General features: G+C 50.5%; 22 protein-coding genes. 19 read left to right on the top strand and 3 right to left on the bottom strand.

Annotated elements, in window-relative coordinates:
* Positions 1 to 264: 264 nt before the first annotated feature.
* Complete coding sequence (locus C4B57_02720) at positions 265 to 1,212, bottom strand: D-alanine--D-alanine ligase (protein ID PXF55552.1); 948 nt, start codon at positions 1,210 to 1,212, stop codon at positions 265 to 267.
* A 255-nt stretch (positions 1,213 to 1,467) separates the two neighbouring features.
* Between C4B57_02720 and C4B57_02715 the strand changes: the two genes are divergently transcribed.
* From C4B57_02715 to C4B57_02705, 3 genes are all read left to right on the top strand, one after another.
* Positions 1,468 to 3,045 carry a ribonuclease gene (locus C4B57_02715; protein PXF55551.1) on the top strand — a complete coding sequence of 526 codons (1,578 nt, stop codon included), beginning with the start codon at positions 1,468 to 1,470 and terminating at the stop codon, positions 3,043 to 3,045.
* A gap of 99 nt (positions 3,046 to 3,144) precedes the next feature.
* The gene (locus tag C4B57_02710) at positions 3,145 to 4,257 is read left to right on the top strand and encodes a histidinol-phosphate transaminase (GenBank protein PXF55550.1); all 1,113 of its coding nucleotides are present in this window, start codon (positions 3,145 to 3,147) and stop codon (positions 4,255 to 4,257) included.
* Between the two features lie 15 nt (positions 4,258 to 4,272).
* Positions 4,273 to 4,602 carry a hypothetical protein gene (locus C4B57_02705; protein PXF55549.1) on the top strand — a complete coding sequence of 110 codons (330 nt, stop codon included), beginning with the start codon at positions 4,273 to 4,275 and terminating at the stop codon, positions 4,600 to 4,602.
* Between the two features lie 296 nt (positions 4,603 to 4,898).
* Here C4B57_02705 and C4B57_02700 read toward each other — a convergent pair whose 3' ends face one another.
* The gene (locus C4B57_02700) at positions 4,899 to 7,088 is read right to left on the bottom strand and encodes a 4-alpha-glucanotransferase (GenBank protein PXF55548.1); all 2,190 of its coding nucleotides are present in this window, start codon (positions 7,086 to 7,088) and stop codon (positions 4,899 to 4,901) included.
* Between the two features lie 354 nt (positions 7,089 to 7,442).
* On the opposite strand from C4B57_02700, the gene C4B57_02695 reads away from it, so the two are divergent.
* The 13 genes from C4B57_02695 to C4B57_02635 all read left to right on the top strand — a co-directional run bounded on the left by C4B57_02695 (position 7,443) and on the right by C4B57_02635 (position 20,437).
* Positions 7,443 to 8,237: a hypothetical protein gene (locus C4B57_02695; GenBank protein PXF55547.1), complete on the top strand. Its 795-nt coding sequence runs from the start codon at positions 7,443 to 7,445 to the stop codon at positions 8,235 to 8,237.
* A 34-nt stretch (positions 8,238 to 8,271) separates the two neighbouring features.
* Positions 8,272 to 10,986 carry an outer membrane protein assembly factor BamA gene (gene bamA, locus C4B57_02690; GenBank protein PXF55546.1) on the top strand — a complete coding sequence of 905 codons (2,715 nt, stop codon included), beginning with the start codon at positions 8,272 to 8,274 and terminating at the stop codon, positions 10,984 to 10,986.
* Positions 10,987 to 11,013: 27 nt separating this feature from the next.
* Entirely contained in the window at positions 11,014 to 12,066 is a 1,053-nt protein-coding gene (lpxD, locus tag C4B57_02685) for a UDP-3-O-(3-hydroxymyristoyl)glucosamine N-acyltransferase (GenBank protein ID PXF55545.1), read from the top strand.
* A complete protein-coding gene (gene fabZ, locus C4B57_02680) occupies positions 12,050 to 12,496 on the top strand; it encodes a 3-hydroxyacyl-[acyl-carrier-protein] dehydratase FabZ (protein PXF55544.1) in 447 nt (148 codons plus the stop codon). Before lpxD ends, fabZ begins: the two co-directional genes overlap by 17 nt.
* Positions 12,497 to 12,661: 165 nt before the next feature.
* Positions 12,662 to 13,471 carry an acyl-[acyl-carrier-protein]--UDP-N-acetylglucosamine O-acyltransferase gene (locus tag C4B57_02675; protein ID PXF55543.1) on the top strand — a complete coding sequence of 270 codons (810 nt, stop codon included), beginning with the start codon at positions 12,662 to 12,664 and terminating at the stop codon, positions 13,469 to 13,471.
* Positions 13,471 to 14,295, top strand: coding sequence for a DUF1009 domain-containing protein (locus C4B57_02670; protein ID PXF55542.1), 825 nt, complete (start codon positions 13,471 to 13,473; stop codon positions 14,293 to 14,295). The genes C4B57_02675 and C4B57_02670 overlap by 1 nt, the downstream gene beginning before the upstream one ends.
* The gene (locus C4B57_02665) at positions 14,292 to 15,278 is read left to right on the top strand and encodes a UDP-N-acetyl-D-glucosamine dehydrogenase (protein ID PXF55541.1); all 987 of its coding nucleotides are present in this window, start codon (positions 14,292 to 14,294) and stop codon (positions 15,276 to 15,278) included. Before C4B57_02670 ends, C4B57_02665 begins: the two co-directional genes overlap by 4 nt.
* Positions 15,279 to 15,281: 3 nt before the next feature.
* On the top strand, positions 15,282 to 16,472 hold the full coding sequence (locus C4B57_02660) for a lipid-A-disaccharide synthase (GenBank protein PXF55540.1): 1,191 nt from the start codon (positions 15,282 to 15,284) through the stop codon (positions 16,470 to 16,472).
* A gap of 29 nt (positions 16,473 to 16,501) precedes the next feature.
* Entirely contained in the window at positions 16,502 to 17,818 is a 1,317-nt protein-coding gene (locus C4B57_02655) for a spore maturation protein (protein PXF55626.1), read from the top strand.
* Positions 17,819 to 17,828: 10 nt separating this feature from the next.
* A complete protein-coding gene (locus tag C4B57_02650) occupies positions 17,829 to 18,212 on the top strand; it encodes a hypothetical protein (GenBank protein PXF55539.1) in 384 nt (127 codons plus the stop codon).
* A gap of 113 nt (positions 18,213 to 18,325) precedes the next feature.
* Positions 18,326 to 19,627 (top strand): adenylosuccinate lyase, encoded by a 1,302-nt coding sequence (locus C4B57_02645; protein PXF55538.1) that lies wholly within the window; start codon positions 18,326 to 18,328, stop codon positions 19,625 to 19,627.
* Complete coding sequence (gene pyrE / locus C4B57_02640; GenBank protein PXF55537.1) at positions 19,624 to 20,193, top strand: orotate phosphoribosyltransferase; 570 nt, start codon at positions 19,624 to 19,626, stop codon at positions 20,191 to 20,193. Before C4B57_02645 ends, pyrE begins: the two co-directional genes overlap by 4 nt.
* Positions 20,194 to 20,212: 19 nt before the next feature.
* Positions 20,213 to 20,437 carry a hypothetical protein gene (locus C4B57_02635; protein PXF55536.1) on the top strand — a complete coding sequence of 75 codons (225 nt, stop codon included), beginning with the start codon at positions 20,213 to 20,215 and terminating at the stop codon, positions 20,435 to 20,437.
* A 215-nt stretch (positions 20,438 to 20,652) separates the two neighbouring features.
* On the opposite strand, the gene C4B57_02630 is transcribed toward C4B57_02635, so the two are convergent.
* Positions 20,653 to 21,126, bottom strand: coding sequence for a 23S rRNA (pseudouridine(1915)-N(3))-methyltransferase RlmH (locus C4B57_02630; GenBank protein ID PXF55535.1), 474 nt, complete (start codon positions 21,124 to 21,126; stop codon positions 20,653 to 20,655).
* Here C4B57_02630 and C4B57_02625 point away from each other — a divergent pair.
* From C4B57_02625 to C4B57_02615, 3 genes are all read left to right on the top strand, one after another.
* Complete coding sequence (locus C4B57_02625) at positions 21,125 to 22,540, top strand: L-seryl-tRNA(Sec) selenium transferase (protein ID PXF55534.1); 1,416 nt, start codon at positions 21,125 to 21,127, stop codon at positions 22,538 to 22,540. The genes C4B57_02630 and C4B57_02625 overlap by 2 nt on opposite strands.
* Before the next feature lie 256 nt (positions 22,541 to 22,796).
* On the top strand, positions 22,797 to 24,704 hold the full coding sequence (locus tag C4B57_02620; GenBank protein ID PXF55533.1) for a hypothetical protein: 1,908 nt from the start codon (positions 22,797 to 22,799) through the stop codon (positions 24,702 to 24,704).
* A 151-nt stretch (positions 24,705 to 24,855) separates the two neighbouring features.
* Positions 24,856 to 25,404, top strand: a complete 549-nt coding sequence (locus C4B57_02615) for a pyruvate synthase (GenBank protein ID PXF55532.1) — start codon at positions 24,856 to 24,858, stop codon at positions 25,402 to 25,404.
* Positions 25,405 to 25,469 lie beyond the last annotated feature (65 nt).

Raw genomic sequence — 25,469 nt, 5'->3', positions numbered from 1 at the left:
CTTTTGCAGGGTTTCGATCGCGGGCCAAATTGCACTGCCTCTTTCGGTCTGCAATGAGTGAGCTTTGAAACCCGGAAAAAGGTAACCGCTTCAAGGCAGGATATAAAGGGTTCACCGAATATTTACTTTTCAAAAGGCATATGTCAGGATAGTCGCACTCTTATATTTATGATTGACCTCGCATACTTTTATCTTTATCGATCTATCCGGCTGTTTTGTTTAGTATTCGGGAGCAGTTTTTTCTGTTTTATTCGTCCGGCGGCATTAAACGGTTCCGGATAATGCCATATCAATGAGTTGATCAAGCAGTCTGCTAAAAGGGATCCCGGCAGCCTCTGCGGCCCGGGGGAACAGGCTTGTCTGGGTCATCCCCGGAATTGTGTTGGTCTCCAGAACGAATATTTTACCGGTATCTGCGAGGATCATATCCGTACGGCTGTAAGCCCGGAGCTGCAAGGCTCTGTGGGCGGCAACGGCCAGGGCCTGGGCTTTTTCTGATACCTGACCCGGTATGTCTGCCGGGCAGATCTCCTTGGTGGCTCCGGGTAAGTACTTGGCATCATAGTCAAAGAAGGAATGACCGGAACCGGGAATGATTTCAACCACAGGGAGTGGTAAAAGATCATCCAGGCCCAGAATTCCTCCTGTAATCTCCCGGCCCTTTATGAAGGATTCAGCCAGTATCCTGTCATCCCATCGAAATGCTTCTTTTATGGCAGGACCAAGTTTGTCTTCACCCGCTACCCTGATTATTCCCACGCTTGATCCTTGGGTGCAGGGTTTGACCATGAGCGGAAGCCCCAGGCGGCTTACGATTTCTTTTGTGTTCACCTTGTTGCTGCGATGGAGGTGAATCCATGGAGCAGTGGGTATCTCAGCCTCCTGATAGATTACTTTGGCAAGGTGTTTGTCCATGGCCAAAGCGCTGCCCAGGACCCCGGAGCCTTGATAAGGTAAGCCGATGAGTTCCAAAAGACCCTGTATAGTGCCGTCTTCTCCGTACCGGCCGTGGAGAAGGATGAAAGCGACATCCAGGTGCGATCTGTCTCTGATAAGTCGGTCAAGGTCTGTGGCCGGATCATAGCGCATGATGTGGTAACGGCCCGGATCGAGCGCCCTTTCTACCTCTCGTGCCCCTGCAATGGATATCTCTCTTTCAGCAGAGTGGCCTCCACACAGGAGCGCCAGTCGTATTTTGTTTTTCTCTGACATATTTGGACCTGGTAAAATTTAGTTGAAACGTATATGAATTTCCATTTCATGACAAGATATTCAGTCGGCCCATGCTCTCTTAAGAAATATGAATGTCATGCTTGACAGGGGCTTTGCTCAAAAAGTAATTTGATAACTTAAGGATTTTCCATTATTTTAAAGGGCTTCTGCTGCAGGCGGCTAATTTATTATGAAATATTGTTCCGGTCCGGTACCTTTGACAGGATCAGCGTTTAGAAGTGTATAGAAATTGATATGAAAACAGATGAAAGATCAAGGCTGGACGGAAATTGCCGGATTATAATCAACATGGAGGCGCCGGAGGAATGCCGGATTGCTCTTCTGGAGAATGGACGTCTCGAGGCCTTTGATATCGAGACTTTCTCTCATACGCAGACAAGAGGCAACCTCTATAAAGGTCGAATAGTAAGGATAGAGCCCAGCCTTCGGGCGGCCTTTGTTGATATCGGCCTTTCCAGAAATGCCTATCTGCCCCTGGATGATATACACCCTGAATATTATGGATATTCAGAAGACAGAAAACGTATCCATGAGTTCTTGAAAAAGGACCAGGATATTCTCGTACAGATAGTCAAGGAAGAGACTCATTTAAAGGGATCTGCTGTGACAACTTATCTGTCGATCCCGGCAAGGTATCTGGTACTGATGCCGGGTACCGCTCAAGTAGGTGTATCCAGGAAGATAGAGGATGAAGAGGAACGCCAGAGGCTTAAGCAGATATTGAGGTCATGCAAGTTGCCGGAAGGTGTGGGACTTATCGCCCGGACAGTGGCTGAGGGAGTTCCAAAGGTTGAAATACGGAAGGATCTCAGATACCTGGTGCGGCTCTGGAGCAACTTGAGGAAAAAGGCGCAGTCCGCCCAGGTCCCGGCCCTGATTTATAGAGACCGGGATCTGGTAACACGGTTTCTGAGGGATTATCTCACAAGCGATGTGCGGGAGATCCTGGTAGACCGGCAAGAGGTCTATGATAACATAAAGGCCTTTCTTCGCATCATCGCCCCCCGGCAGGTAGCAACTGTACGTCTATATCAGGGAGATGTCCCCATTTTTTCACACTTCGACCTTGAGGCCAAGATAGATCAGGTATATCAATCCACGGTCAGCCTGCGTTCCGGAGGATATATTGTCATAGAACCGACCGAGGCGCTGGTGTCTATAGATGTAAATTCCGGGAAAAGTATAAGAGAAAGGGGTATAGAGGAAACGGCGCTGAAGACCAATTTGGAGGCTGCGGAGGAGATAGCCAGGCAACTGCGCCTCAGGGACCTCGGGGGAATAATAATTGTGGATTTTATCGATATGCGTAACAGGACTAACAGGCAGCAGGTGGAAAGGCACATGAGGAAATGCCTCAAAAGAGATCGTGCCAGGACGGAAATTGCCAGGATTTCACGGTTTGGTGTGCTTGAACTGGTGCGCCAGAAGATACGCTCTCCTGTCCAACTGGGCAGTTATTGCTCCTGTCCCTATTGTCATGGAAGAGGGGTGGTGAGGTCTGTGGAGGCCATTGCGCTGGCGGATTTGAGAAAAATCAGTGCATATCTGGCAGATGGTCGTGAAAAGAATCAGGGGCGGCTCGTGCTGGAGGCGTCGCCCCGGGTTGTCTCATATTTGCTTAACCGCAAGCGTTCAGAACTCTGCAACATAGAAAAGAATTTTGGTATTGAAATCAGGGTGGAAGTCAATCCGGAACTCGGGCTGGAGGAGCATAAACTGTATTCGGAAACCGCTGAGACCGGTCAGGGTTTGGGTAACCGTTCAGGGGTTCAAGATTCAGGGGTTAGGGTTCAGGGTTCACCGAAAATTTGAACTGTTGATTCGTGAGTTTTGAAAAGTAACCCTGAACGGTGAACCTTGAACCCGTGAACGGTTATTAGGAATGTACAGGTTCACACTAAGGATCATTATATGCCTGATAAATCAAAAAGTTTGTTTTTTGAAGTCCCGGAATATCTCGCAAGTCTAGTCCCTTATCCACCAGGTAAGCCCCTGGAGGAACTCAAAAGGGAGTATGGTATAGAGGATCCTGTCAAGCTTGCCTCTAATGAGAATTCATTAGGGCCTTCACCAAAGGCCCTGGATACCATGAGGAGTGCCATGTCTTCTCTTCACCGCTATCCTGATGGCAGCGGTTACTACCTCAAGGAGAAGCTTGCCCGGCTGTTGGGAGTGTCTTCCGGGGAGATAGTGCTTGGCAACGGATCCAACGAGTTGATAGATTTTTTGACAAGGGTTTTCATACGACCGGGGTATGAAGCCATAAGCAGTGATCCGAGCTTTCTGGTATATTGCAAAATGGTGCAGGCCGTAGGGGGGAACAACGTAGTCATTCCTCTTTCAGAGTATTGCCACGACCTTGAAGGCATGTCACGGGCGGTTACACCAAAAACCCGCCTGATCTTTCTGGATAATCCCAACAATCCCATGGGAACAGTCATTCACCGGGAAGATTTTGATGCATTTCTGGAAGACCTCCCGGATCATGTCCTTGTAGTCCTGGATGAGGCCTATAAGGAGTTTGTGAAGACTGGGCATACGCCGGATGCAATTGAGTATATGAAGCAGGACAGGAGGATTATAGTCCTTCGTACTTTTTCAAAGGCCTATGGTTTGGCCGGACTTCGAGTGGGCTATGGGGTTATGGACAGGGAAGTGGCTGAATACCTGGAGCGGGTCCGGCAGCCTTTTAATGTCAACACCATGGCACAGGTAGGGGCACTGGCAGCCCTTGATGACCAGGAGTACCTTAAAAAGACCGTTGATACCGTGTGGCAGGGCATGGATTTTCTCACGGAAAGGATCGAGGAGTTAGGATGCAGGGTAATGCCCAGTGAGACCAACTTCATTCTTGTAGACGTGGATAGGGACGCCAAGAGTGTTTATGAGAAAATGCTCAGGGAGGGGGTCATCGTGCGGGCAATGACCGCATATGGTTTACCCAGCCATATCCGGATTACCGTTGGTCTCCCTGAGGAGAATTTGCGTTGCGTTGAGGCCCTGCAAAGAGTTCTGAAGGGCTGAGTTGGAGGAATAATTATGGCCAGACCCCCTAAATGGCGAAGAGTCGACCAGGAACCCGCAGTGACCTATTTTAAGCCGAGGGGCATACCGTTGCGTGCTCTTGATGAGGTCGTCCTTACTGTTGAAGGTCTCGAGGCGCTGCGTCTGAGTGATATAGAGGAGATGGATCAGGGCGCTGCTGCCCTGCGGATGGGCATTTCCAGACAGACTTTCGGACGGATTCTGACAACAGCCAGGAAGACGGTATCTGCGGCGGTAGTAAAGGGTATGGGACTGCGCATAGAGGGGGGTAATTATATCCTGAGTCGAAGGGCGCATCCAGATGTTGGGGGAGAGGCCTCATAAACGCTGATTTATTTTTTGCGCCGGATGGACTAATGAACATCGAACATCGAACGTCCAACATCGAATGTTGAATCATTTCTGGGTTGTATTCCCCGCCCCTCGCGGCATTCCTTGCAGTTCAAGATACCCCGTCCGCTTGCGGCGGGGTAGTTCATTAGCTGTTGGCTGTTCGGTCTTGGATGTTTGTTTTTCATTCGATGTTGGATGTTGGACGTTCGATGTTCGATGTTCATCTTTCAAAATAGGGCTAAGATCCCGGGCCCCCCAACGCGTAAATGCGCCCTGAGATGAAGATGTTAAGGGCCTGGATAAAAGGCGCTCTTCAGGGCTGCTGTCTCTACCTGCCAGGTGATTCTCTGCCGCCGTTCCTCTCCGGGGTCAAGCCTCAGTTCTTGATGGGCCATGATGGAAATGGCCTGGGCTGTTTTTTCGTAACCGCTCTCTGACTGGGCTATGGTATTTACCGGGAATCCCCAGATAGTGCTGTCCCGGCCAAATTCGATATGGAGTTCGGCGCCTGTTGCCCGATCCGCAAATGTTATCTTGCCCCCTGTCTGCTCCCAGGGAGAGCTGAAATCCAGTTCTTGTCCCTCTATGAGGATTTTCCCGTTTCCCAGGGCCAGAAATGCCGGAAAGATATTCCATTCTATACCGAATCGGCAGTTTATATGGTCAGTAGAAGCGTTTTTAAGGGCGTATTTGCAAGTGATTGTCAGGCCCCTGTTCTTGAAAATGAAACTCTTGGTCAGACGAACGGGCCTTTTGGGTGAGCCGGGTATATAGAGACCTCCATCTCTCACCAAAATAAGAGTTCCAGCGTCGATCTTGTATTTATAGGGCTGATTGGCGAAGTCTCCCCATTCCCTGAAATCGCACTTCTTGAAATCACCGAGGACGGCCGTTGGGTCGAAAAGGTGATCTATGAAGGAATTCCTCCTGTACCAATCATATGTAAGCTCATCCAGCATGGATTGGTCCACGGCCTTTGTAAGCTTGTGGATGCTTGAGACACCTTTATTTTCGTATGCGCCATTCTCCGGGATTTCTCTCAGTGCCTGATGGTATGCTTCAGGCCTCCTGGTCAGGGTATTACCATAGTTGTTGGGAGGATCGAGCAAGGAGAATTCAACTAACTGTCCACCAGAGTGCGGTTCAAAGACCAGGCAGACATCTCCGGACGAAACGATTACCTCCTTGAGGCCGTCTTTATTAATATCCGATTCCTCTATTGAGAGGTCCTGTCTTCTGCGGAGTCTGGCCTCGGCCTTCAGTATTGATTGCCACACGGCATTTCTTAAATGCGGAAGATAGAGGCCGCCGAAGATACCATGCCAATAGGCGTCATTACACTGGGCTGAAAGGATACAGTCCCTGGCCTGTCTGTCGAGTGAGCGGGCATTAAGGCTCATCCGGCTCAAAGCCGCGGCCCGTTTATGCATGTGGTTTGATTCAGGGTACTTTACAAAGAAATTTTTCCAGTGTCCTCCACGCAAAAAGGGCCTGTAGGCCTCTTTGGCTTCCGGACCCAGGGACTTTATCAACTCCTGCAGCTTCAGAATGCTGTCTGCCTGTAGGGCCCACTGCTCCATCTCCTCATAGGATGCGTCAGGAAGATAGCAGATACCTGATGCAGGCACCTTGTCCATGACCTGTGAAAATGTGGTCCAGTCAATAAATTCTTCCTTCCAGCGGGAAGCGGACTCAAGAAAGTTCTCAAGCCATCCGTCTTCGTAAACCCATTTGCGAGTCCCTGGCCAGGCGCCGAATTTCTCACCATCGTCTGCATAAATAGCCATTTTCCCTCTTGCAGCAACCTGCCTCAAGTATGCCTCAAGCTCGTTCATTGGCAGAAAAGGGATAAGATAACGCAGGGTCTCATCTATTGGGAAAACTGCCAGGGTCTTTCCGCCAGATTCTGTCAGATAGTAGCCGTGGAGATCTTCTTTATGGAAACCCGTTACAAGGAAGTGCCGGTCATCTACGATGACAAACTGGATCCCCGAATCTATCAGATCCTCAATTATCTGGTTTTCCCATACCCTCTCTGTCAGCCAGAGTCCTTTGGGACGTTGCCCGAAACGCCGCTCAAGGTATTCACTGAGCTTCAGTATTTGCTCTTTTCTGTCCTTCCTGGATATGCTGGCAAGGACCGGTTCATAAAAACCGCCGCCTAAAAGCTCTGCCTGCCCTTCATCTGCCATGCCGCCTATGAGGTCGATAATTGAAGTGTCGTTGTCTTCCCACCAGGAAAGAAGGGTTCCGCTGACATGGATGGAAAGTGAAAGCCAACGAGCCCTGGAGACGGCCTGTAGAAAAGGACGATAACATGTACAGGTCAATCTCTCTATAACATGGTGGAAGTTGCCGAGGGGTTGATGGTTATGGAGACCGAAGAGCACAGGCAGCCTGGACATAATTAAAGCATCCTCCTTGAGTAATGATTTCTGGTTAACAGCAGCAAGCCCGGGTGTCAAACTAAAATCCATTTATATGTTATGACTATTGAGTTAGCTCCGCATCATATGCTAATTGTAACGGATTATTGGATGATTATCCCTTGGAGTGACTTGCGGAAGTCCCGCAGTTTTCCTGGCTTTTGCAGTATGGGAAACCCTGGCTCCGGAGCGCAGCGGAGGAGAGCAGGGAGGGTCCCATGCTGCAAAAGCCTCAGAAAACAAGGGATGAGAGCATTGGAGGGACAAGGGATGATTATCCAATAATCAAAGACTATATATCGAAACGGAGCTAACTCAATAGTTATAATTATATGTTTTACTTGATTGAGATAGTCTTATTTGTTATCACTGGAGCCCATTTTAGACCTGTTTTATTTTATTAACATGGCTGAAGCTCAAAAAACACCATTAAGGTCTGCTGATGGCAGAGAACCTTCATCTTCTCTCAGGCTGGGTGATGAAACTCCGGTTTTGAAAATTGATGGCCTTAGAAAGACATTCGTGAACAATGGGCTCAGGGTGGAGGTGCTGAAGGATCTCAGGTGTTCTATTTACTCCGGTGAAATTGTCGGGGTGGTTGGGGCTTCAGGGGTCGGTAAGACCACCTTTCTTCACATAATGGGCACTCTGGATTGTCCCACCGGCGGCAAGGTTCTGCACTTTGGAGAGAATGTGTTTTCCTGGAGTGATACCAGACTTTCCAGGTTCCGCAATGAAGAACTTGGATTTGTCTTTCAGTTTCATCACCTCTTGCCGGAGTTTTCCGCCCTTGAGAATGTTATGATGCCATGTCTTGTGTCCGGGGCATCCAGGCCCAAGTCCATGGAAATGGCAAAAGATATACTGGCTGAAATCGGGCTTGAGAAGAGATTTGATTACCGCGTTGGTCAGCTCTCAGGTGGTGAGCGGCAGCGGGTGGCACTGGCAAGGGCCATGGTAAAAAAACCAAAGTTGCTGCTTGCTGACGAACCTACAGGAAATCTCGATGAAAGGACCGGAGAGAAGACCGCGGAATTGATCTTTGCTTTAAACAGACGCTACGGTACAACCGTGGTGATTGTCACCCATAATCTGGCATTGGCAAGCCGTATGGACCGATGTATCGGTTTGGCAGAGGGCCGGGCTGTTGAGCTCAATGCCTCTGAGCTTCAGGATTTTGGCGTGGGACGTATATCCTGAGTTTTAGATGACACAATGAAGCGGAAAAGAGTAAATGAAAACCCCTAATGTCATGCGAAGACCGGCAGTCTTTACGTGCAGATCATTTTATTTGTCTGTCATATGTCTTGTCTTATCTCTGTGTTTTCAATTTATTTTGATCTCTGGTACCATGGGGAGCATTTCCCGTCCATCTGCAACCATTCTCGGGGCCTCCCTGGCTTATTACGGGCCAAAAGATACGTACTTCCTGGCAGATAAGATACGGGACGGACTTTCCAGACGTCTTGAGTCTCATGGATATACGGTGCTTCTGTCAAAAGACAGGCCGCCCGAGTCTTTGGATGATGTCATTAAGGACGGAAAGGCCCAACAGGTCCAGTTTGTATTCTATGGGAGTATTAGCTGCCTTGGAGAGTGGCTGGGCCTGAATTTGAGGCTCCTTGACCTGAAGGATGCTGACAGTAAACCTGAGATCCTCTTTGCTAAAGGTGACAGGCACGAGATCGGTACGCTTCTGGACCAGATGGAGGCCGAGATGATAAGGGTTCTGGCCGCACCTTACCTGGTGGCTGAGGTATATGTCAGTGGTAACAGGAGGGTGGATACCGATGCGATCCTGCAGGTGACAATGACCAGGGCAGGCGATCTCTTCGACCCCAAGATTATCGCCTCCGATATTAAGAGCATATATAAGATGGGTTATTTCAATGACGTGCAGGTGGATGTCAGCGAAAGCCCTTCAGGTCGCATAGTGACCTTCATACTGAAAGAAAAGCCTGCCATAAGGCAAATAAAATTTTCCGGCAATAAAGAAATTTCAGAGGAAAAGATTCGTGAGGTAATAGATCTTAAGCCATATACTGTTGTTCAGGAAAAGACCCTCCAGGAAAATGCCGAGAAGATCAAGGCCCTGTATATGGAAAAGGGTTATATCGGAACCAATATTCTGGCCTCAGTAGAGCCGGTATCAGAGCAGGCAGCCGATGTGGTCTTCGAGATTACGGAAGGAGAGCAGGCCCGCGTCAAGGCCATCGAATTCCAGGGTAACCATACCTTTTCAGACAAGGAATTAAAAGGCTTGCTGGAGACATCTGAAAAAAGACCTCTCTGGATTCCTTCCTGGAGCAATATCGTGGCCCTGTTTAAGGGGGATCAGGCGGTCTTGAAGGAGGATGCCCTGGAGAGAGATCTGGGAAGGATTGCAGCCTATTACCACAATCATGGTTACGTGGATGCCAAAGTGGGCCGACCTGCGATCCGGAGGGAAGGTGCCTGGCTCTATATCACGATTCCAATAGAAGAGGGAAGTCGCTATGGAGTGGGTCGGGTAGGCATAGAGGAGGATTTTTTCAAGGATAAAGAAATGCTCTTAAGCGAGCTCAAGATCACTCAGGAGCCTTTTTTCAGCCAGCAGATACTTCGCCAGGATATATTGAAACTTACGGATCTGTATGCAGATGAAGGTTTTGCTTATGCCGATATTACTCCGAGGATCGAAAAGGACCGGGAGAAAAAGCTGGTAAACATAACGTTGCTGGTCAATACGGGACCGAGTGTGAAGTTTGAGCGGATAGAAATAGTCGGGAATACAAGGACCAGAGATAAGGTCATCAGGAGGGAGCTCAGGGTCAAAGAGCTTGAGCCCTTCAGTGCTTCCGGATTCAGGAAGAGTACTCAGAGGCTGAAGAGGTTGGGTTATTTTGAGGATGTAAATCTCATTCCCAGTAAAGGGAGCAGCGAGGAATATATGGACCTCAAGGTAGAGGTCAAGGAGCAGCCTACAGGCACCTTCAGCATAGGGGCAGGATACAGTTCAGTGGAAAATTTAATGCTCATGGGGGAGATCAGCCAGAGGAATTTTCTTGGGAAGGGTCAGTCTCTGAGCTTCAGGGGTGTAATTGGCTCGGAGACCAATCGATATTCACTGAATTTTGTAGAGCCCTATTTCAGGGATACCAGGCTGTTATTGGGTGCTGAACTATACAATTGGCAGTACGAGTATGATGATTACACAAAGGACAGCAAGGGAGGTGCGGTGCGCTTTGGCTATCCTCTGACTGACGATCTCAGCATGTTTGTTAAGTTGAGAATGGATGATACTGATATTTCGGACTATTCTGATAATGCCTCAACAATCATATTGGACTCACTTGATATCCATACCACCAGGTCTATAAGCACCGGTTTCACCTATGATACAAGAGACGACTACTACAATCCTGCTCATGGCTGGAACAGCAAGGCCTCGCTTGAATATGCAGGAGGACTCCTGGGTGGTGACAGCGCTTTTGTCAAACTGGAAGGCAATATCGGATATTATCATCCCATCTGGAAGGCCGTCATCGGTCACTTGAGGTGTGGAATCGGATACGTTTCCGAGGGAGGCAACGGCAAACTTCCTATCTATGAAAAATTTTTCCTGGGCGGAATAGACTCTGTCAGGGGTTTCAAGTATGGTCGTATAAGTCCTGTTGATCCGGATACAGGAGATCGCATTGGCGGTGAATACATGGGTTTTACACAGATTGAGACCATTTTCCCCATATTGAAAAACATGGGTCTGAACGGGGTATGCTTCCTGGACATGGGGAATGTCTGGAAAAAAGACAGCGCTTATGACCTGAGCGATTTACGCAAGTCCGTGGGTTTTGGCGTGAGGTGGCTTTCTCCCATGGGACCTCTTCGCATAGAATGGGGCTACAATATAGATAAAGAGGAAGGGGATGACACAAGCAATTGGGAGTTCAGGATGGGAGGAAGCTTCTGAATTGCATGATTTATTGACTGATGGACCATGAAGACCCTCGGAGAAATAGCGCTCTTGATCAAAGGAGACCTGAAAGGACCAGGGGATTTTCCTGTATCAGGTATTCAGGCCCTGACGGCTGCGGGTCCGGACGAAATAAGCTTTGCTGCCGGACCCCGTTACAGGGAAGACGTGGAAAGGAGCAGGGCAGGGGCCATGATACTTCCAAAGGACTGGCCTTACCCGCTGGATCGTCCCTCTGTTCTGGTTGAAGATCCGTATCTCGCCTATGCCTTAACAGCATCTGCATTTTCGGATAAGCCCTTCAGTGCCCTGGGAGTGAGTTCAGAGTCCCATGTGGGCTCGGGATGTGAAATAGACCGGAATGTCAGTATATATCCCGGAGTGTACATAGGTGATTGTGTGCATATTTGCCCGTATGTGACACTCCATCCCGGAGTGTATGTGGGGAATGATGTATGTATTGAGGAAGGAACGACCTTGTATCCCAATGTGGTAGTTTATGAGGGCTGCCGCATTGGTAAAAGGGTGGCAGTACATGCAGGGACGGTGATCGGAAGCGACGGTTTCGGTTATGCCAGGCGTGGCGAATACCATGTAAAGATTCCCCAGATTGGCATTGTAGTGATAGAGGACGATGTAGAGATAGGCGCCAATTGCACCATAGACAGGGCAGCCCTGGGAGAGACCCGCATAGGCCGTGGCACCAAGATTGACAATCTGGTACAGGTTGGCCACAACGTGTCTATAGGTGCCGGGTCTTTGATTGTGGCCCAGGTCGGTGTTTCAGGGAGTACCCGTCTGGGCAGGGGAGTAGTGCTGGGAGGGCAGGTCGGTTTAGTGGGCCACATAGAATTGGGAGATCGGGTCATGGTAGGTGCGCAATCAGGAGTTTCCAGAAGCGTGGCAGCCGGTGAGGCGGTCTCAGGGACTCCTGCAATGCCTCACAGGTTGTGGTTAAGGGTCGGAAGCGCCCTCAAGCGCCTTCCGGAACTGGTAAAAGAGGTCCGCGATCTTAAAGGACGCATAGACAGACTTGAAGACAAATTATTAGGAGAGGGAAATGGAAAAGATGCATAGCCAACTCCGAATACAAGAGATATCTGCCCTCTTGCCTCACAGGTATCCGTTCCTGTTGGTTGACCGGGTTTTAAGCCTTGAGCCGGGTGCAAGCATCAAGTCGTTTAAGAACGTTACTATAAACGAGCCCTTTTTTCAGGGACACTTTCCCGGAGAGCCTATTATGCCCGGGGTCCTTATCCTGGAGGCCATGGCCCAGACAGGGATCATTTTTGCCAAGAATACCGACCCCGAGGGTCTTGAGGGTAAGCTGCTGGTGTTTGCAGGGATGGATGGGGTGCGATTCAGGAGGTCAGTTGTGCCCGGCGACCAGTTGATTATGGAACTGAAACTCATAAAACGCAAATCCATGGTGTGGAAAATGGAAGGTACTGCATCCGTCGATGATAAGGTTGCGGCCGAGGCTGTACTTATAGCAGCCATTCAATAAATTCGGCATCCTTCACGGCGAGTCAAAAGTAGTTTACACTTTGTTGATCTTGTATTTTGCAGTGAAACTGGAAACTGGAAATTGGAAATTGGGGAAAACACAAAGATGTAGATTCATTACCTAATTTCTAATTTCTAATTTCCAGTTTCGATATTGGACAATCTGATGATTATCGAGAGAGATATACACCCGACAGCCATAATTTCTCCTGATTCGGAAATTGCGGAAGGAGTAAAGATAGGGCCTTATGCGGTTATAGGGCCTGAAGTCGAATTGGGGCCGGAGACTGAAATAGGCCCGCATGCCATAATAGAGGGCCGGACTCGACTCGGAGAAAAGACGAAGGTTTTCCAGTTTGCCTCTATTGGCGCCCCTCCCCAGGATCTGAAGTACGGTGGCGAGCCCACGAGGGTCGAGATCGGCGACCGGACCATAATCAGGGAATTCGTCACAGTCCACCGCGGGACTCACGGCGGAGGCGGCGTTACGAGAGTCGGAAGGCAGTGCCTGCTCATGGCTTATTGTCATGTGGCACACGACTGCAAAGTCGGAGACAATGTGATCATGGCAAACGGGGTTACTCTCGGGGGACATGTGGAGATAGGAGAGCACGTCATCATTGGTGGACTGTCGGCCATACATCAGTTCTGCCGAATCGGGGCCTATGCCTTTCTGGGCGGCATGTCAGGCGTAAATAAGGATATACCTCCTTATGTGAAGTACTGGGGTCAAAGGGATCATCTCTATGGCCTGAATATGGTCGGGTTGAGACGGCACGGGTTTCCAAGGGAGGTCATCGAGGCCTTGAGGGATACTTATAGAATGGTGTTTCAAGGGAATGATGTGGTAAGTGAAGCCCTTGATGCAGTGGAGGTCCGTTTTGGAGGCATGCCCGAGGTGAAGAGATTTACCGTATTCATCAGGTCTTCCAGAAGGGGCGTGCCCATGGCCTCCAATGGAGAAGAAGAACTTTGATGCAGGATCATCCTTTGGGGCTCGTGGCAGGGGGAGGGCAGTTCCCGCTGTTATGCGCCAGGGCCGCCAGGAAACAGGGCCGCAGGGTAGTGGCAATAGCTCATAACGGGGAAACGGATGCCCTGCTTTCAGAGGAGGTGGATCAAATTGAATGGGTTTACCTGGGGCAGTTGGGCAAGCTTATAAAGACGCTAAAAAAAGCAGGGGCATCAGAGGCCATATTTGCGGGTTCTATAACCAAGACCAGGATATTCAGGGATGTCCGCCCTGATCTCAGGGCTATCGACCTGTGGAGACGCCTGGGCAACAGGCTGGACGACAGGATATTGAGGTCCGTTGCCGCTGAGCTTGAACAGGAAGGCATCCGGGTTCTTCCCTCCACTTTTTTCTTGAAAGAGCTGCTTGTCCCCTCCGGCGTGTTGACCCGCTGCAAGCCCTCAGAGAGCCAGTGGAAAGATATTCATTTCGGCTGGAGGCTCGCAAGGGAGATAGGGCGCCTTGACATAGGCCAGTGCCTGGTAGTCAAGGACCGTACCGTGCTGGCCGTTGAGGCGATTGAAGGTACGGACCGGACAATCCGGAGGGGCGGGCAGCTGGGCGGGCCGGATGCGGTGGTGATAAAGGTCTGTAAACCCGCACAGGACACCAGGTTTGACCTTCCTTCCGTGGGGGCCGGAACCATTGAGCAGATGGTTCGGGTCAAGGCGTCTGTCCTGGCCGTGGAGGCCGGCCGCACACTGTTTTTTGACAGGGATTCTACCATTGATACGGCTGACAGGTCGTCAATAGCCGTGGTTGGCGTTAAAGGAGATACAGGGCATTGATTCGGACAGCGGTTATAGGAGCGGGATATCTGGGGCGATTTCATGCACAGAAGTATGCGCAGATGGAGGGAGTGGATCTGGTTGGAGTCGTGGATCTGTCTCTTGAGCGTGCACAGGAGGTGGCAAAGGAGGCGGGGACCAGGGCCTGCACAGATATACATGAGGTGATAGGCAGGATCGATGCGGCATCGGTGGTAGTTCCCACTATTCATCATCACGAAGTTGCCAAGATACTGTTTTCCCATGGTGTGCACTGCATGATTGAAAAGCCCATCTCTGCCACTGTGGACGAAGCGGATGAGCTCATTGGCCTGGCAGCAGAGAAGGGTTTGATACTCCAGGTGGGCCATTTGGAGCGATTTAATCCTGCCATAAAGGTGCTTGAGGCAAAGGTGACGCATCCCCTCTTTATAGAGGTCCACAGGCTGAGCGGATTTAAGGACAGGGCCACTGACGTGGATGTGGTCCTGGATCTGATGATTCACGATCTGGAGATAATCCTGGCCCTGGTAAGCTCGCCTCTTAAAGAGATAAGGGCAGTGGGTGTGCCGGTACTTACTCAAAAGGTGGATATTGCAAACGCGCGGCTCATCTTCGAGAATGGATGCACTGCAAATCTTACGGCAAGCCGTATTTCTCTCCAGGATATGCGCAGAATCAGGGTATTTCAGCCAGGGGCATATATATCTGCGGATTGCGCGGAGCGCAAGAGCCTGATTGTTACCAGAGACTTAAGCGCAGGCCCAATGGCTGCCATCAGACCTGAATTCAAGACCCACGAGGGGACAGACATGCTCTATGATGAACTCGTGTCATTCGTAAGAGCAGTGCAGGGCCTTGAAAAACCCAAAGTTACAGGAGAGGCGGGAAGGAAGGCGCTCAAGCTTGCCCTGGATATAAATGCCCGGATTATGCAAGGGCTTAATACCTTGAAACTTGAAGTTGGAAATCAGAAATTTGGCAGAGATGAAACCAGGAATTAGTGGGTGCAGGTATTTATCATAGCCGGGGAGCCCTCTGGCGACCTTCATGGTTCAAACCTCATCCGTGCCCTTAAGACCAGGCTTCCACAGGCAAGATTTGTAGGCATAGGTGGCCCGAAAATGGAGGAGGCAGGGCTGGAGCTTCTTTTTTCAAGCTCTGAGCTTGCGGTGGTTGGTGTGGTCGAGGTCGCCGGTCATATTGGGCCGATTTTAAGGGCCTTTGGCCGTACTACAGACTGGCTGCGCAAAGAGAGACCGGATTTACTCATTCTTATAGATTATCCGGAGTTTAACCTCCAGGTGGCCGCCAAGGCAAAGAAGCTGGGTATTCCCGTTTTTTACTATATAAGTCCCCAGGTATGGGCCTGGCGTAAGGGCAGATTGAAAAAGCTTCGCCGTCTGACAGATCGAATGGCTGTCATTTTGCCGTTTGAGGAGGCCTTTTTCAGGTCTCACGGCATGAAAGCGAGATTTGTAGGCCATCCCCTTCTTGACGTGGTCAAGGCCCGGGTCTCCAGAAGCGAGTTTTGCAAAAAGGCGGGACTCAATCCGGAAAGGCCGGTAATAGGACTCGTCCCTGGCAGTCGAAAGAGCGAGGTCTCGAGGTTATTTCCCGTGATGGCAGGTGCTGCCCGGAGGATGCTTAAAGACGGGCGGGATGTCCAGTTTGTGCTACCGCTTGCACCATCGCTTGATCCCGGAACTCTGGAACCATTTATTTATCAGGTTACCGAGTCAGTGACCACGGACCAGCACAGACGAACACAGACGGATGGATCACCCGACCACCCGATTATTCGAATGGTGAGGGGCCAGACCTATGATGCCATAGCCGCTTCCGACCTGATACTTGCGGCCTCAGGGACAGTCACCCTTGAGGCCGCTATTCTGGGCACTCCCATGGTGGTCACCTACATGGTGTCCCCTGTTACATATTTTCTGGGAAGATGTCTCGTAAAAGTCCCTTTTGTGTCCCTTGTAAACCTGGTGGCAGGACGCCGGGTAGTACCCGAGATACTCCAGGGGGATGTCAGTGCCGGGCGGCTCTCTCATGAGGTACTGTCTCTTTTCGGGGACAAAGCCGCAATGGAGAATATGATCAGGGATCTGAAAGAGGTAAAAAATGCCCTGGGTAAACCAGGGGCGGCAGAGAGGGCGGCAGACCTCGCCATGGATCTCATTCAGGGTCCTTGAGTGCGGCCTGGCTATGGGTAATTGAGCCATTGGAAAAACGTCCGGCAGCAATTAATCTGATATGGCTTTTTATGATTCTCCTGGCTACAGTGGTCGCCTCCTACAACGGCAGAATGAAGCAACTGGTCGATGCTTCGTTCGAATCCGCAAAAAATTCCGTTAACCTGGCGATTGGCTTGATCGGGGTTATGGCACTGTGGCTTGGTCTTATGAAAGTCGCTGAAGCCGGTGGCTTGATGCGTCTGATCGCCCGTGCCATCCGTCCTGTCATGTGCCGTCTGTTTCCTGATGTGCCTGCCGAGCATCCGGCCATGTCGGCCATGATTATGAATATGTCCGCCAATGCCCTGGGACTCGGCAATGCAGCCACGCCAATGGGAATCAAGGCGATGATGGAATTAGACCGGCTGAATCCGAACAAGGGTGAGGCTACCAATGCGATGTGTCTTTTTTTGGCGATTAATACGTCGAGCGTCACGATCCTCCCGTTGGGCGTAATCGGAGTGCGGGCGGCCGCCGGTGCCGCAGAGCCGGCTTCCATTCTTATTCCTTCGCTTGTTGCAACGATCTGCTCTACCACAATGGCCATTATTGCCTCAAAGGCCTTTGTTCGTTTCAGCAGACACAAAACACCCATAGAAACAGTAAGCAAAGATCCCGGTGATACGGAACAGGACCCTGTTGCGGTCTGCAATGGAGAAAAAGAAGCCGATGGAGAACTTAACCCGCCCGGATGGATCGGCAGGTGGGCGGTCATACTGACCGTCCTTGCCTTTGCAGGCGGAGCCGTATTTCGTCTAACTGCCGGCACTGATTGGCGGGACCTGGCAGGAGAGATCCTCTCCTACTGGCTGGTCCCTGTAATTATGTGCAGCCTTCTCCTGTTTGGTTATTTTCGGGGTGTCAGGGTCTACGAAGCCGCTACCACAGGTGCAAAGGAAGGATTTCAGGTAGCAGTAAAGATTATCCCGTTTCTTGTGATGATCATGGTTGCCATCGGGATGTTTCGGGCCTCGGGTGCTTTTGACCTTATGGTATCAGCGTTCCAACCGCTCACATCAATGATCGGCATGCCGGCAGACGCCCTTCCCATGGCCCTTATGCGGCCCCTTTCCGGCTCCGGGGCGTTTGGAATCATGAGTGAGATAGTGAGCCATGCCCCGGACAGCTTCTCATCCTTTTTGGTCTCCACAATGCAGGGCTCCACGGAAACCACTTTCTATGTCCTGGCAGTATATTTCGGTGCCGTCGGTGTGGTTCGGACCCGGCATGCAGTAGCGGCTGCCCTGCTTGCAGATATGACAGGAATTCTGATGGCGCTCGTTATGTGTCACATAATGTTCTAAGGCGAATAATTTGAAAAACAGAAAAAAGCGCGGTAAATATTCGGTGAACCTGTTATATCCTGCCTTGAAGCGGTTACCTTTTTCAGGGTTTCAAAGCTCACTCATCGCGGACCGGAGAGGCAGTGCAATCCGGCCCGCGGTTGAAACCCTGCAAAAGGCAAACCGCTCCTGCGGCAGGGTGCTGATGGCAACTCCGAAGCACAATGGACTTAAACCGATTACAGGGTGCTTCTTTTGGAAACGATTTGCGTTAGCCCTTGTAGTTTTTTTGGCTTTTGCAGAACTGGATACCCCGGCTCCGGAGCGCAGCGAAGGAGAACGGGGAGGGTCCCGGGCTGCAAAAGCCTCAGAAAACAAGGGGCGAGAGCATGTTGGAAAAAGAAGCACCCTGTAATCGGTTTACAATAAAACAGCCTCTTCCACAGCGAGGTCTTGTCTCGTATATAGATACCGGGCCTTGGGGCACAGGAAGGGGCATTGGAATCTGAACTATAACAGGGATTTTTTATGATAGATAGATACAGCCGGCCTGGAATGGCGGCCATCTGGACCCCGGAGAACAAATACAAGACCTGGCTTGAGGTAGAGATCCTTGCGGCAGAGGCATGGGCTGAGCTCGGAGTAATACCGAAAGAGGCTGCAGAGGACATAAGGGCCAGGGCCGCCTTTGAGCCGGAACGGATAGCCGAGATCGAGGAAAAGACACGTCACGATGTGATTGCCTTTCTTACAAACGTAGGAGAGCACATAGGTCCGTCTGCCCGGTATCTGCACTGGGGCCTTACGTCATCCGACATGCTGGACACGGCAATGGCCGTATTATTCAGGCAGGCCATGGAAATCATCCTTGATGACGTGGACTTACTGATGGACGTCATAAAAAGACGTGCCTTTGAACACAGAGACACCGTGATGATAGGGAGGTCTCACGGTATCCATGCGGAGCCCATCACCTTTGGCCTGAAGCTTGCCGTCTGGTATGATGAGATGCAGAGGAACCGCAGGCGTCTTGAGGATGCAAAGGAGACGATTTCCTATGGCAAGATATCAGGGGCTGTCGGCACGTTTGCCCACGTGGATCCCAGGGTGGAATCCCATGTATGCAAACACCTGGGTCTTAAGCCCGCCCCTGCCTCCAACCAGATAATACAACGGGACAGGTACGCAGATGTGTTCTGCACCTTGGCAGTGCTGGCAAGCTCTGTTGAGAAGATGGCAACCGAGGTGCGCCATCTTCAGCGAACAGAGGTGCTGGAGGCGGAAGAGTACTTCAGGCCGGGGCAAAAGGGCTCCTCGGCCATGCCGCACAAGAGGAACCCGATCCTGTCGGAAAACCTCTGCGGCCTTGCCCGGCTGGTACGTTCCTATGCGGTCCCGGCCCTTGAGAACGTAACACTTTGGCACGAGCGGGACATAAGCCACTCATCAGTTGAACGTGTGATCGGCCCTGATGCCTTTATTGTGACAGATTTTATTTTGGGCCGTTTTACCGGAATATTGGATCACTTGATAGTATATCCAGACAGGATGGAGCATAATCTGAACATGCTCAAGGGGCTCATATTCTCCCAACAGGTGTTGCTTATGCTCACACAGAAGGGCGTCAGCAGGGAGGAGTCTTACAGAATCGTCCAGAAACGGGCCATGGAGGTATGGGAAGGAACCGGCACTTTCAAGGAAAGACTCCTGGCGGACCAAGACCTGGCCAAGTACTTGGCCCCGGAAGAAATTGAGGCCGTATTCGACATAAATTACCATCTTAAACATGTGAAAACCGTATTTGAGCGGGTCTTTGGTGCTGAGCAATGATTCGGAAAGACTGGGAAAGACTCGGACGGATGATATTTGAACTCTCATACAGAGAAGGGACCTTCAGGTTGACCTCCGGGAAAAAGAGCGACTTCTACATAGACTGCAAGCAGACCACGCTCTCTGCAGAGGGGGCATATCTATGCGGCAAGCTGCTGTACAATTGCATTCTGCAGTCCGGCATAGGCATTTCAGGGGTCGGTGGAATGACCCTGGGGGCCGATCCGCTGGTCACAGCAGTCTCCGTGGTGAGCTTTATTGAAGGGAGACCCATCCCTGCCTTTATTATCCGAAAAGAAGCAAAAGGACATGGTACCGGGTCCTGGATAGAAGGAAAATCCAACATTTCCCCTGGTAGCAAGGTGGCCCTTGTCGAAGACGTGGTTACCACTGGCGGAACCCTCATAAAGGCAATTGAGAGGACGAGGGAGGAAGGTTACGAAGTGGCCCGGATACTCACTGTTGTTGATCGAGAGGAAGGTGGAAGAAAGGCCCTGAGCAATGCCGGATATGAACTTTCAGCGCTGTTTACGCGTGGGGATATCCTGGCACTGGCTGAAAAATAAAAGGAGAATAATACAGATCATGAAAGACAGAGTACAAAAAGCACTGGACAAGGTGCGCCCTATGTTGCAGCGGGACGGCGGGGATGTAAAACTGGTGGAAGTAGATGAAAAAAGCGGGATAGTCAGGGTCACTCTCACCGGAGCCTGCAAGGGCTGTGCCCTGAGCCAGATAACACTCAAGTCAGGGATTGAGAGATATCTTAAGAGTGAAATCCCCGAGGTAACCTCTGTAGTGGAGGCATGAATGAATTATAGGCATGGGTTCAAAGGTTCAGGGTTCAAGGTTTAAAAAAAATGGACATCGAACATCGAACGTCCAACATCGAATTTTGAATGGGAAAAGATGAAGAAACGGAAATAGCTGTTGTGTGTTCGGTATTGGATGTTTGTTTTTCATTCGATGTTGGACGTTCGATGTTCGATGTTGGACGTTCATCTTTCAATTTGGACGTTCATCTTTCAATGGTGATAGGGCTCGCCGGCATTGATGGTGCAGGCCCTGTAGATCTGCTCAACCAGGATTAGTCTTGCCATGTCGTGTGTAAAGGTCATCGGGGAGAGAGACAAGCTCTCATCCGCCCTCTTGATTATTTCCGGTGCAAGCCCCGAAGCCCCGCCTATCACCATGGCCATGTCTTTAATCCCTCTTGCCTCCAGATCTGTCAGCAACTCTGCGAGTCCGGGGGAATCCAACATCCGGCCCTTTACGTCCAGAGCGACTGTAAAACCCCCTTTTGGCAGGACCTTTGTAATGGATTTGGCCTCGCGCTTCATGACCTCGTCAGGCCTCATATTCCGGGCAAAGCCTACACCCCGGACCTGGAGGACCTGCACACGAATGTAATGCTCGATCTTTTCTATATAATGCTCGATGCCGGCCTTGAGCCAGGCATCCCTGGTCTTATCAATCCAGATTAAAGAGAGACGCAACATGGGTTATTCTCAATCTCAGCAAGAACTCTTAAGGAAGCTTCCCAAGGTTGACGAACTGATACAGACATTATCCAATAAAGTTCCTCGAATGGTCAAGGTAAATGCCTGCAGAGACGTCCTTGACAGTCTGCGCTCATATATCCTGTCCTCACAGGAACCTGATCCCGAATCAGTAAAATATAAAAACATAAAAAAACAGATCGAAATGCGTGTGACATCCTTGCTCAGGCCCTCCTTAAGGCCGGTAGTCAACGCCACAGGCGTAGTGATACATACAAATCTCGGACGTTCACTTCTCCCGAAAGAGATCTCTCAGGCCTTGCTTGATGTAGCAGGCCGGTACTCAAATTTGGAGTATAACCTGGAAAAAGGGATGAGGGGAAGCAGATACAGCCACGTAGAAGAATTGCTCTGTGGACTTACCGGGGCGGAGTCGGCCCTTATAGTGAACAACAACGCCGCCGCAGTCCTCATCACACTGGAAACCCTGGCCGGGGGCAGAGAGGTAATCGTCTCCAGGGGTGAACTGGTGGAAATAGGCGGTTCCTTCCGCATTCCTGACGTGATGACAAAAAGCGGGGCCGTCCTGAGGGAGGTCGGGACCACAAACCGCACCCATTTGAGGGACTATGAGTCTGCCATAGGGGAACAGACCGCACTTCTCCTCAAAGTCCATCAGAGCAACTTTCAGATGGTAGGCTTTACCATGGCCGTATCCGTCTCAGATCTGGCTGAACTTGGTGGAAGATACGGCATCCCGGTATTTGAAGACCTGGGCAGCGGCAACTTCATAGACTTCTCAAGATATGGAATAATGCATGAGCCCACGGTCCAGGAGGCGCTGGCTGCCGGGGCGGACCTGGTGAGCTTCAGTGGTGATAAACTCCTGGGCGGACCACAGGCAGGGATCATTATCGGGAAAAAGGAATTTGTTGACCGGATAAAGGAAAACCCCATGAACAGGGCGGTCCGGATAGACAAGCTCACCCTTGTGGCCCTGGAAGGGGTCCTGAGACTCTATCAGGATCCGGAGCGGGCGGTTAGGGTCATTCCCACGCTCAACATGTTGTGCCTTTCCCGTGATGAGCTGAAATCCCGTGCAAGACGGCTGCAAAGGCGACTAAGGGCCTTGAAACTCACCGGCATATCGATAAATACAGTAGAGACCATTTCCCGTGTCGGGGGTGGTGCTTTGCCTCTGCAGCAGCTTAAGTCAATGGCCGTAGCCCTTGCTCCGGAAAACAAGGCGTTTTCTGCTGCGCGCATCGAGGCCGAGCTGCGCAAAAACGAACCGCCTGTGATCGTGAGGATCGAAGAAGACCGTGTGCTTATGGACATCAGGACGGTTCAGGAAGAAGACTACGGGATTATTGCACAGGCAGTGGCCTCGGCCCATGCAAGGCTGAGTAAATAGTTACCCAGTGAATAATACTTAAGTTGAGCGATTAGCTGTTAGTCATTAGCATTTAGCTTTGAAAAATCAGGGCATTACGTTAAACAGGAAATACCCAATGGGTTCACCCTGTTGAATCCCCAAAGGGGGCAGCGAAGCTGCATTCAACAGGGTGAAAGTTTGTAATAGCAAAATATTCCGTAATCATTAAGCTAATAGCTAATAGCTAATAGCTAACCGCTAATAGCTAATTGCTTAGTTTGGATAATATTAACAAATGACTGATCCTGTATTTCGCCTGGTCCCAGCAGACCTTGAACGGCTGGGTGACCGGGTCATTAAATTGCTTGGTGAAATTTTTTCCTTTTCAGAATGGATATTCTGCCCCATTTCTGACCATGTTGACGGCCTTCCGCCAGCCAAACTTTCAGAGCGCCAGAGACAGAGGGCCTCTCAGGCCCTGTCTGAATTAAAGGGGTTTTGGGACCGGATAGGACAGCAGGTCCTGATCCCCATAAGAGACCGATCAGCCACCACCAAGCAACAAACTACCCTCGGCACTCTGGTGTTATTTAGAGTAGAAAACTCCATCGGACCGGAAGAAGCTGAAAGGTGGCTTCCTGTTCTGCAGTCCTGGGTAGAAAATAGACTCGAGATCCTGCGATTGAAGTCCTCTTTTTCAAGGCCAGGGGAAATTCCTCCATATGTAAGTCTTACTTTGGAAGCTATTTATAAAAAAGAGAAGTCTTCAGCCTCCTTGCTGCATCTCTTGCAAAGGCCCCGTGCAAATGCCGATTACTGCAGTCCTGAAAGTGTGATTGAACTGTGCTCGATGCTCTGGAGACATTCTGATCCTGAATGGCTGGGGGGAAATCCAGGGGAGTTCTGGATACTTCTGCCCGGGGCAGACGAAAAAAAACTCTCTTTCGGCCTCGGGCGGTTGATTTCAAAGGCCCGGACAATGAGGATACTGATATCGAAAGCTTATGGTCACTTTGTCTCAGAGCCTTTTGATATCAGTCAGGTAAGGGAGGATATCCACGGTCTTGAAAGGTTGGCTGAGGAACTGGGTACTGCAATTTTTTGCACAAGTGATTTAAAAGCTCTTGAAGACCGACTGGGTCTTGAAGGGCTCAGATCAAGGCTTGATCAGGTAAAAAAGGCCGTCAAGGGCAGCTCAAAATGTGCCGTTGCTTATGTTAGACCTGCACCCCATGATCTTAAAGATGTCTTGGGACCGGATGGAGTATTTATTTCGGGGGGAAGGGATAATGCCTTTTTGATCAGAAAATTTGGCAAAAAGAGCCGGGAACCTGACCTGATCCGGTGGGGTAATGAGATACAGAGACTATGCACTGCTGCCCAGAGTACGCCATCAACCATAGGCATTGCTGCCAGCTATCAGCCTGCAGCAGGTCCATCTCGGGCACCGGTGGCGGCCCTGTGGGCCTTTATGCATGCGGATATGTTGGGGAACGGTTCAGTGGCCATCCATGACAGCTTGACCTGGAACGTCAGGGGAGACGAAATCCTTTCCTGGGGAGATCTGCCAGGTGCCTGCAGGAGCTACAGGCGTGGTCTCAAGATCGAGCCCTCAAACACCAATCTGCTTAATAGCCTGGGAGTTTGTCTTGCAGAACTGGGAAGGACGAAGGAGGCCATTGATGCCTTTTCCAGGGCCGTAAATTCCGCTCCTGAAAATTTTATGGCCCTTTATAACCTTGGTGGCATCTATTTCCAGAGAGGAGATCTCGGAAGCGCTGAAAAGGCCCTGAAAAGGGCCTATGCACTGAAACCGGGCGATCTGCGCTTGGCAGGCCGTATGGCCGAAGTGCTCATTGAATCAAACCGGGCAAAAGAGGCCCTGGATGTTCTCAGTCCTTTTGTAGACAAACCTGGCCAACCGGTACCAGGGGCCATCTTCCGAATACTCGGCAAGGCTTACAGGATCCTTAATCGATGGCAGGACGCCAAGACGGCCTGGCAGCAGGCCATAAAAAATAACCATGAAGATTCGGAGTCCATGGCACTTCTGGCCCTTGGCTACCTTGAAGAGACACATGACCGGGAAACAGCAGTAAAGCTCGGACGACAGGCCGAGGCGTTGGGCGGAGGATCCAGACAGGTCCGCACAGTTCTCTGCCGGCTTAATAAGAAATTGAATACCCTTGAGGGTCAAAATTAGCCCCGGCTCATAAATCAGGGCCTTGACAAGGCAAAAACCAACGTGTTAACAAACTATCTGAAGGATTTTACCAACCACTTACGTAAAATTTTTTCTTTTTTATAGGCCCTACTTCGTCATATCCGGAATACATAACTGGGAGATTTAGCTAATGAAAGAAGTCAGACTTCACGGCCGCGGCGGGCAGGGAGCTGTTACCTCGGCTGAGCTCGTGGCAACTGCAGGCATAGACGAGGGAAAGTACGCACAAGCCTTTCCCAGCTTCGGCCCGGAAAGGAGGGGTGCCCCTGTTACGGCTTTTGTAAGGGTAAGTGATTCCCCTATACGGACAAGGGAAAAAGTTTACCGTCCGGACATAGTGATAGTCCTGGACTCAGCACTCCCCTCTTTGGTAAAGGTCTCAGAGGGGCTGCATGAAGACGGGATCGTCATCCTTAATACCCGCATGAAGGAGCCTGAGATCAGGGAGACCTTTGGCCTGGATAGCAGGCTTGCCATGGTAGATGCCAATACCATAGCCAGAGAAGTCCTGGGACTGCCCATAACCAATACTACGATGCTTGGAGCTCTGTTAAAGGCTACCGGTATTGTCGGGACAGAGGCCTTGGAAGACGCATTGGATCGCCGGTTTGGACGGCTTTCAGAGAAAAACAAGGCTGCCATGCACAGGGCCTTTGAAGAGACGGTAGTCACTGGATGATTTATGTGAATGGAAAAGGCCAAAGATATTACCAACCCCATAATACCTTTAAGATATAGCGAAGG

It is taken from the genome of Deltaproteobacteria bacterium (assembly GCA_003194485.1).
Lineage (GTDB): Bacteria > Desulfobacterota > Dissulfuribacteria > Dissulfuribacterales > UBA3076 > UBA3076.
The sequence above is the reverse complement of the archived record's forward strand: the minus strand, read 5'-3'. Positions and strand labels throughout refer to the sequence as shown.

Coding starts and splice junctions, on each gene's coding strand:
- C4B57_02720 (PXF55552.1), bottom strand. CDS start 1,212: ATGTCAGAGAAAAACAAAATACGACTGGCGCTCCTGTGTGGAGGCCAC.
- C4B57_02715 (PXF55551.1), top strand. CDS start 1,468: ATGAAAACAGATGAAAGATCAAGGCTGGACGGAAATTGCCGGATTATA.
- C4B57_02710 (PXF55550.1), top strand. CDS start 3,145: ATGCCTGATAAATCAAAAAGTTTGTTTTTTGAAGTCCCGGAATATCTC.
- C4B57_02705 (PXF55549.1), top strand. CDS start 4,273: ATGGCCAGACCCCCTAAATGGCGAAGAGTCGACCAGGAACCCGCAGTG.
- C4B57_02700 (PXF55548.1), bottom strand. CDS start 7,088: ATGGATTTTAGTTTGACACCCGGGCTTGCTGCTGTTAACCAGAAATCA.
- C4B57_02695 (PXF55547.1), top strand. CDS start 7,443: ATGGCTGAAGCTCAAAAAACACCATTAAGGTCTGCTGATGGCAGAGAA.
- bamA (PXF55546.1), top strand. CDS start 8,272: ATGAAAACCCCTAATGTCATGCGAAGACCGGCAGTCTTTACGTGCAGA.
- lpxD (PXF55545.1), top strand. CDS start 11,014: ATGAAGACCCTCGGAGAAATAGCGCTCTTGATCAAAGGAGACCTGAAA.
- fabZ (PXF55544.1), top strand. CDS start 12,050: ATGGAAAAGATGCATAGCCAACTCCGAATACAAGAGATATCTGCCCTC.
- C4B57_02675 (PXF55543.1), top strand. CDS start 12,662: ATGATTATCGAGAGAGATATACACCCGACAGCCATAATTTCTCCTGAT.
- C4B57_02670 (PXF55542.1), top strand. CDS start 13,471: ATGCAGGATCATCCTTTGGGGCTCGTGGCAGGGGGAGGGCAGTTCCCG.
- C4B57_02645 (PXF55538.1), top strand. CDS start 18,326: ATGATAGATAGATACAGCCGGCCTGGAATGGCGGCCATCTGGACCCCG.
- pyrE (PXF55537.1), top strand. CDS start 19,624: ATGATTCGGAAAGACTGGGAAAGACTCGGACGGATGATATTTGAACTC.
- C4B57_02635 (PXF55536.1), top strand. CDS start 20,213: ATGAAAGACAGAGTACAAAAAGCACTGGACAAGGTGCGCCCTATGTTG.
- C4B57_02625 (PXF55534.1), top strand. CDS start 21,125: ATGGGTTATTCTCAATCTCAGCAAGAACTCTTAAGGAAGCTTCCCAAG.
- C4B57_02630 (PXF55535.1), bottom strand. CDS start 21,126: ATGTTGCGTCTCTCTTTAATCTGGATTGATAAGACCAGGGATGCCTGG.
- C4B57_02620 (PXF55533.1), top strand. CDS start 22,797: ATGACTGATCCTGTATTTCGCCTGGTCCCAGCAGACCTTGAACGGCTG.
- C4B57_02615 (PXF55532.1), top strand. CDS start 24,856: ATGAAAGAAGTCAGACTTCACGGCCGCGGCGGGCAGGGAGCTGTTACC.